The 5968-nt window shown below is 50.9% G+C and carries 1 protein-coding gene, 2 tRNA genes and 3 rRNA genes; all 6 read right to left on the reverse strand.

The window, feature by feature from the left end; translation table 11 throughout:
• Positions 1-141: 141 nt before the first annotated feature.
• Positions 142-254, reverse strand: a 5S ribosomal RNA gene (rrf, locus tag G369_RS0135060).
• A 128-nt stretch (positions 255-382) separates the two neighbouring features.
• Positions 383-3253 (reverse strand): 23S ribosomal RNA (locus G369_RS0135065).
• A gap of 314 nt (positions 3254-3567) precedes the next feature.
• Positions 3568-3643: transfer RNA gene (locus G369_RS0135070), tRNA-Ala, on the reverse strand.
• Between the two features lie 30 nt (positions 3644-3673).
• A tRNA-Ile gene (locus G369_RS0135075) sits at positions 3674-3750 on the reverse strand.
• An 88-nt stretch (positions 3751-3838) separates the two neighbouring features.
• Positions 3839-5373, reverse strand: a 16S ribosomal RNA gene (locus G369_RS0135080).
• Together the 16S, 23S and 5S rRNA genes with 2 tRNA genes alongside form the textbook arrangement of a ribosomal RNA operon.
• A 131-nt stretch (positions 5374-5504) precedes the next feature.
• Positions 5505-5696: a hypothetical protein gene (locus G369_RS38985; protein ID WP_157773888.1), complete on the reverse strand. Its 192-nt coding sequence runs from the start codon at positions 5694-5696 to the stop codon at positions 5505-5507.
• Positions 5697-5968: the final 272 nt, after the last annotated feature.

The raw sequence follows: 5968 nt of genomic DNA on the forward strand, positions 1-5968 counted from the left end.
AGGAGTTGGTAGCTGCGGGAGGTGCCGAAGTGGAGGCGGAGGTTGTGCGCAACCGGTGATGCGCCTGTTCTTTTTCTTTTTGCTGCCCGTAAAAGCAAAAACCCCCGCTCAGATTGAGCGGGGGTTTTTGGGGCTGTAAGAGCCTGACGATGACCTACTTTCACACGGGAACCCGCACTATCATCGGCGCTGAGTCGTTTCACTGTCCTGTTCGGGATGGGAAGGAGTGGGACCAACTCGCTATGGTCATCAGGCATAAAGGGTTGTCTGACTGATGGTGAGATCAGTCAAACGAATTCATAGAGTTTGGAATCAGCTTTTGGCGAATTGTTTTGAATGCGTCAACTTGGCATAACACCTTGATCTGACTGATCAAAGTTATAGGGTCAAGCCGCACGAGCAATTAGTATCAGTTAGCTTAACGCATTACTGCGCTTCCACACCTGACCTATCAACGTCCTGGTCTTGAACGACTCTTCAGGGGGCTCAAGGCCCCGGCAGATCTCATCTTGAAACGAGTTTCCCGCTTAGATGCTTTCAGCGGTTATCTCTTCCACACTTAGCTACTCGGCAATGCCACTGGCGTGACAACCGATACACCAGAGGTGTGTCCACTCCGGTCCTCTCGTACTAGGAGCAGGCTTCCTCAAATCTGCAGCGCCCACGGAAGATAGGGACCAAACTGTCTCACGACGTTTTAAACCCAGCTCACGTACCTCTTTAAATGGCGAACAGCCATACCCTTGGGACCGGCTACAGCCCCAGGATGAGATGAGCCGACATCGAGGTGCCAAACACCGCCGTCGATATGAACTCTTGGGCGGTATCAGCCTGTTATCCCCAGAGTACCTTTTATCCGTTGAGCGATGGCCCTTCCATACAGAACCACCGGATCACTATGTCCTGCTTTCGCATCTGCTCGACTTGTCAGTCTCGCAGTTAAGCACGCTTATGCCATTGCACTATCGTCACGATGTCCGACCGTAACTAGCGTACCTTCGAACTCCTCCGTTACGCTTTGGGAGGAGACCGCCCCAGTCAAACTGCCTACCATGCACTGTCCCCGATCCAGATAATGGACCTAGGTTAGAACCTCAAACACACCAGGGTGGTATTTCAACGTTGGCTCCACAAGATCTAGCGACCCTGCTTCAAAGCCTCCCACCTATCCTACACAGATCTGTTCAAAGTCCAATACAAAGCTACAGTAAAGGTTCATGGGGTCTTTCCGTCTTTCCGCGGGGAGATTGCATCATCACAAACATTTCAACTTCGCTGAGTCTCAGGAGGAGACAGTGTGGCCATCGTTACGCCATTCGTGCAGGTCGGAACTTACCCGACAAGGAATTTCGCTACCTTAGGACCGTTATAGTTACGGCCGCCGTTTACTGGGACTTCAATCAAGAGCTTGCACCCCATCATTTAATCTTCCAGCACCGGGCAGGCGTCACACCCTATACGTCCACTTTCGTGTTTGCAGAGTGCTGTGTTTTTAATAAACAGTCGCAGCCACCGATTTTTTGCAACCCGTTCATGCTCCGTTGTTCACTTCACACTAATAGGGCACACCTTCTTCCGAAGTTACGGTGTCAATTTGCCGAGTTCCTTCTCCTGAGTTCTCTCAAGCGCCTTAGAATACTCATCTCGCGCACCAGTGTCGGTTTGCGGTACGGTCGTTGTTAGCTGAAGCTTAGTGGCTTTTCCTGGAACCTCGTTCAATCACTTCACCAGCAAGCTGGCTCGATCGATGGCCTCGGTATATGTGCACCGGATTTGCCTAATGCACGCCTACTTCCATCTAAACCGGGATATCCAACACCCGGATGACCTATTAAGATCCGTCCCCACATCGCACTAACAATCGGTACAGGAATATTGACCTGTTTCCCATCAGCTACGCATCTCTGCCTCGCCTTAGGGGCCGACTCACTCTACGCCGATGAACGTTGCGTAGAAAACCTTGCGCTTACGGCGAGGGGGCTTTTCACCCCCTTTAACGCTACTCATGTCAGCATTCGCACTTCTGATACCTCCAGCACGCTTTACAACGCACCTTCACAGGCTTACAGAACGCTCTCCTACCACTTGCAATAAATTGCAAATCCGCAGCTTCGGTAACTGGCTTAGCCCCGTTACATCTTCCGCGCAGGACGACTCGATCAGTGAGCTATTACGCTTTCTTTAAATGATGGCTGCTTCTAAGCCAACATCCTGACTGTTTTAGCCTTCCCACTTCGTTTCCCACTTAGCCAATTTTAGGGACCTTAGCTGGCGGTCTGGGTTGTTTCCCTCTTGAGTCCGGACGTTAGCACCCGGTGCTCTGTCTCCCAAGCTGTACTCTTCGGTATTCGGAGTTTGCCTTGGTTTGGTAAGTCGCCATGACCCCCTAGCCAAAACAGTGCTCTACCCCCGAAGGTAATACTTGAGGCACTACCTAAATAGTTTTCGGAGAGAACCAGCTATTTCCAAGTTTGTTTAGCCTTTCACCCCTATCCACAGCTCATCCGCTAGTTTTGCAACACTAGTCGGTTCGGACCTCCAGTACCTGTTACGGCACCTTCATCCTGGCCATGGATAGATCACTTGGTTTCGGGTCTACACCCAGCGACTGATCGCCCTATTCGGACTCGATTTCTCTACGGCTTCCCTATTCGGTTAACCTTGCCACTGAATGTAAGTCGCTGACCCATTATACAAAAGGTACGCAGTCACCCTTGCGGGCTCCTACTTTTTGTAAGCACGCGGTTTCAGGATCTATTTCACTCCCCTCCCGGGGTTCTTTTCGCCTTTCCCTCACGGTACTAGTTCACTATCGGTCAATGATGAGTATTTAGCCTTGGAGGATGGTCCCCCCATATTCAGACAGGATTTCTCGTGTCCCGCCCTACTTGTCGTTAGCTCAGTACCACACAGGTCATTTCACGTACGGGGCTATCACCCGCTATGGCCAGCCTTTCCAAGCTGTTCCGTTATGTCTTGTGCTATCACTAACAGGCTTCTCCGATTTCGCTCGCCACTACTTTCGGAATCTCGGTTGATGTCTTTTCCTCGAGCTACTGAGATGTTTCAGTTCACCCGGTTCGCCTCGTTACCCTATGTATTCAGATAACGATACCTTTCGGTGGGTTTCCCCATTCGGAAATCTCCGGATCAAAGCTAATTTGCCAGCTCCCCGAAGCTTATCGCAGGCTATCACGTCCTTCGTCGCCTATCATTGCCAAGGCATCCACCACGTGCTCTTATTCACTTGACCCTATAACTTTGACGTTTCCTCACGGAAACCAAAGTCAATCAAGGAATTGCCAGGTCTTTCACCTGACGCGTTATGCCGTCTTCAAATCGATTTGATTCGAAATTGAAGTTTCTTTTGACGCAATCAAAAATTCTTGCCGCTGATGGCACGGTCCGTACTAAACCTTTACGAATGTACGGTTTCCATCAGCAGCGCTGATTCGACTCTATGAATTTTTAAAGAACAGCCGATTGATCAAGAGATCCTGATCAACAACAAAGAAGCCTCATGCCTTCGCACGAAGCCGCTTTGGTGTTGAGTAAGCATCGAGTTGGTGGTGGAGGATGACGGGATCGAACCGACGACCCCCTGCTTGCAAAGCAGGTGCTCTCCCAGCTGAGCTAATCCCCCTCAAACTCTCACACGAGATATCAGAAGATTTGGTGGGTCTAGTTGGGCTCGAACCAACGACCCCCGCCTTATCAAGACGGTGCTCTAACCAGCTGAGCTACAGACCCATTCGACAATCATCTTCAAATCGAAGACAACCGACTTCTTCCAACAACCGATAAGTGTGGGCGTTTAAATTAAATTGCCTGTTTCCAGAAAGGAGGTGATCCAGCCGCACCTTCCGATACGGCTACCTTGTTACGACTTCACCCCAGTCACGAACCCTGCCGTGGTAATCGCCCTCCTTGCGGTTAAGCTAACTACTTCTGGCAGAACCCGCTCCCATGGTGTGACGGGCGGTGTGTACAAGACCCGGGAACGTATTCACCGTGACATTCTGATCCACGATTACTAGCGATTCCGACTTCACGCAGTCGAGTTGCAGACTGCGATCCGGACTACGACTGGTTTTATGGGATTAGCTCCCCCTCGCGGGTTGGCAACCCTTTGTACCAGCCATTGTATGACGTGTGTAGCCCCACCTATAAGGGCCATGAGGACTTGACGTCATCCCCACCTTCCTCCGGTTTGTCACCGGCAGTCTCATTAGAGTGCCCAACTGAATGTAGCAACTAATGACAAGGGTTGCGCTCGTTGCGGGACTTAACCCAACATCTCACGACACGAGCTGACGACAGCCATGCAGCACCTGTGTTACGGTTCTCTTTCGAGCACTAAGCCATCTCTGGCAAATTCCGTACATGTCAAAGGTGGGTAAGGTTTTTCGCGTTGCATCGAATTAAACCACATCATCCACCGCTTGTGCGGGTCCCCGTCAATTCCTTTGAGTTTCAACCTTGCGGCCGTACTCCCCAGGCGGTCAACTTCACGCGTTAGCTTCGTTACTGAGTCAGTGAAGACCCAACAACCAGTTGACATCGTTTAGGGCGTGGACTACCAGGGTATCTAATCCTGTTTGCTCCCCACGCTTTCGTGCATGAGCGTCAGTACAGGCCCAGGGGATTGCCTTCGCCATCGGTGTTCCTCCGCATATCTACGCATTTCACTGCTACACGCGGAATTCCATCCCCCTCTGCCGTACTCCAGCGATGCAGTCACAGATGCAGTTCCCAGGTTGAGCCCGGGGATTTCACAACTGTCTTACATCACCGCCTGCGCACGCTTTACGCCCAGTAATTCCGATTAACGCTTGCACCCTACGTATTACCGCGGCTGCTGGCACGTAGTTAGCCGGTGCTTATTCTTACGGTACCGTCATTAGCCCTCTTTATTAGAAAGAGCCGTTTCGTTCCGTACAAAAGCAGTTTACAACCCGAAGGCCTTCATCCTGCACGCGGCATGGCTGGATCAGGCTTGCGCCCATTGTCCAAAATTCCCCACTGCTGCCTCCCGTAGGAGTCTGGGCCGTGTCTCAGTCCCAGTGTGGCTGGTCGTCCTCTCAGACCAGCTACAGATCGAAGGCTTGGTGAGCCTTTACCTCACCAACTACCTAATCTGCCATCGGCCGCTCCATTCGCGCAAGGTCTTGCGATCCCCTGCTTTCATCCGTAGATCGTATGCGGTATTAGCACAGCTTTCGCTGCGTTATCCCCCACGATTGGGCACGTTCCGATGTATTACTCACCCGTTCGCCACTCGCCGCCAGGATTGCTCCCGCGCTGCCGTTCGACTTGCATGTGTAAGGCATGCCGCCAGCGTTCAATCTGAGCCAGGATCAAACTCTATAGTTCGATCTTGATTTTTGCGCTCCATCTCGCGATGAAGCAAAACTCATAAAAACGGAATTGAAGTGAACTTCACTTCTATTCTCATGAGCGTTTTAAGTCTTGCGACTTGTTCCGAAGAACTTGTGCAATTACCTTCAAACGCCCACGCTTATCGGCTGTAATTTTTTAACGATCACCGAAGCAACTTGTCGTTTACTTCGTTTGCTTGCTGCGATCAGCGAAGCCTTGTAGTCTAGCACGATTTTTAAAGAATCGCCAAACTTTTTTCGCTTTCCATTTCTTCGTTTCCGCAGCTCACAACTTTCATTGTCAGCCGCCGAAGTCATTTCAGCGGAGCCTTGTAGTCTAGCACGATTTTTTCAAATCAACCAAACTATTTTGGCTTTTCGCATCTGCCAACCTCTTCTTTCGCAACCCGCAGTCTTCACCGCAAGCCGCCGAATCAGTCGTTTCAGCGAAGCCTTCGATTATGCACCGTTTTTTAAGAAGCGGTCAACTTTTTCGAAGACTTTCTTCACCACACACAACCAGCATCCCAGGACACCAGCCGCTTAAACAACACAAGGCCGTCAGTAGCGAAGCCCTCGAGTATATGACA

Source organism: Variovorax atrisoli 110B (assembly GCF_000382045.1).
Lineage (GTDB): Bacteria > Pseudomonadota > Gammaproteobacteria > Burkholderiales > Burkholderiaceae_C > Variovorax > Variovorax atrisoli.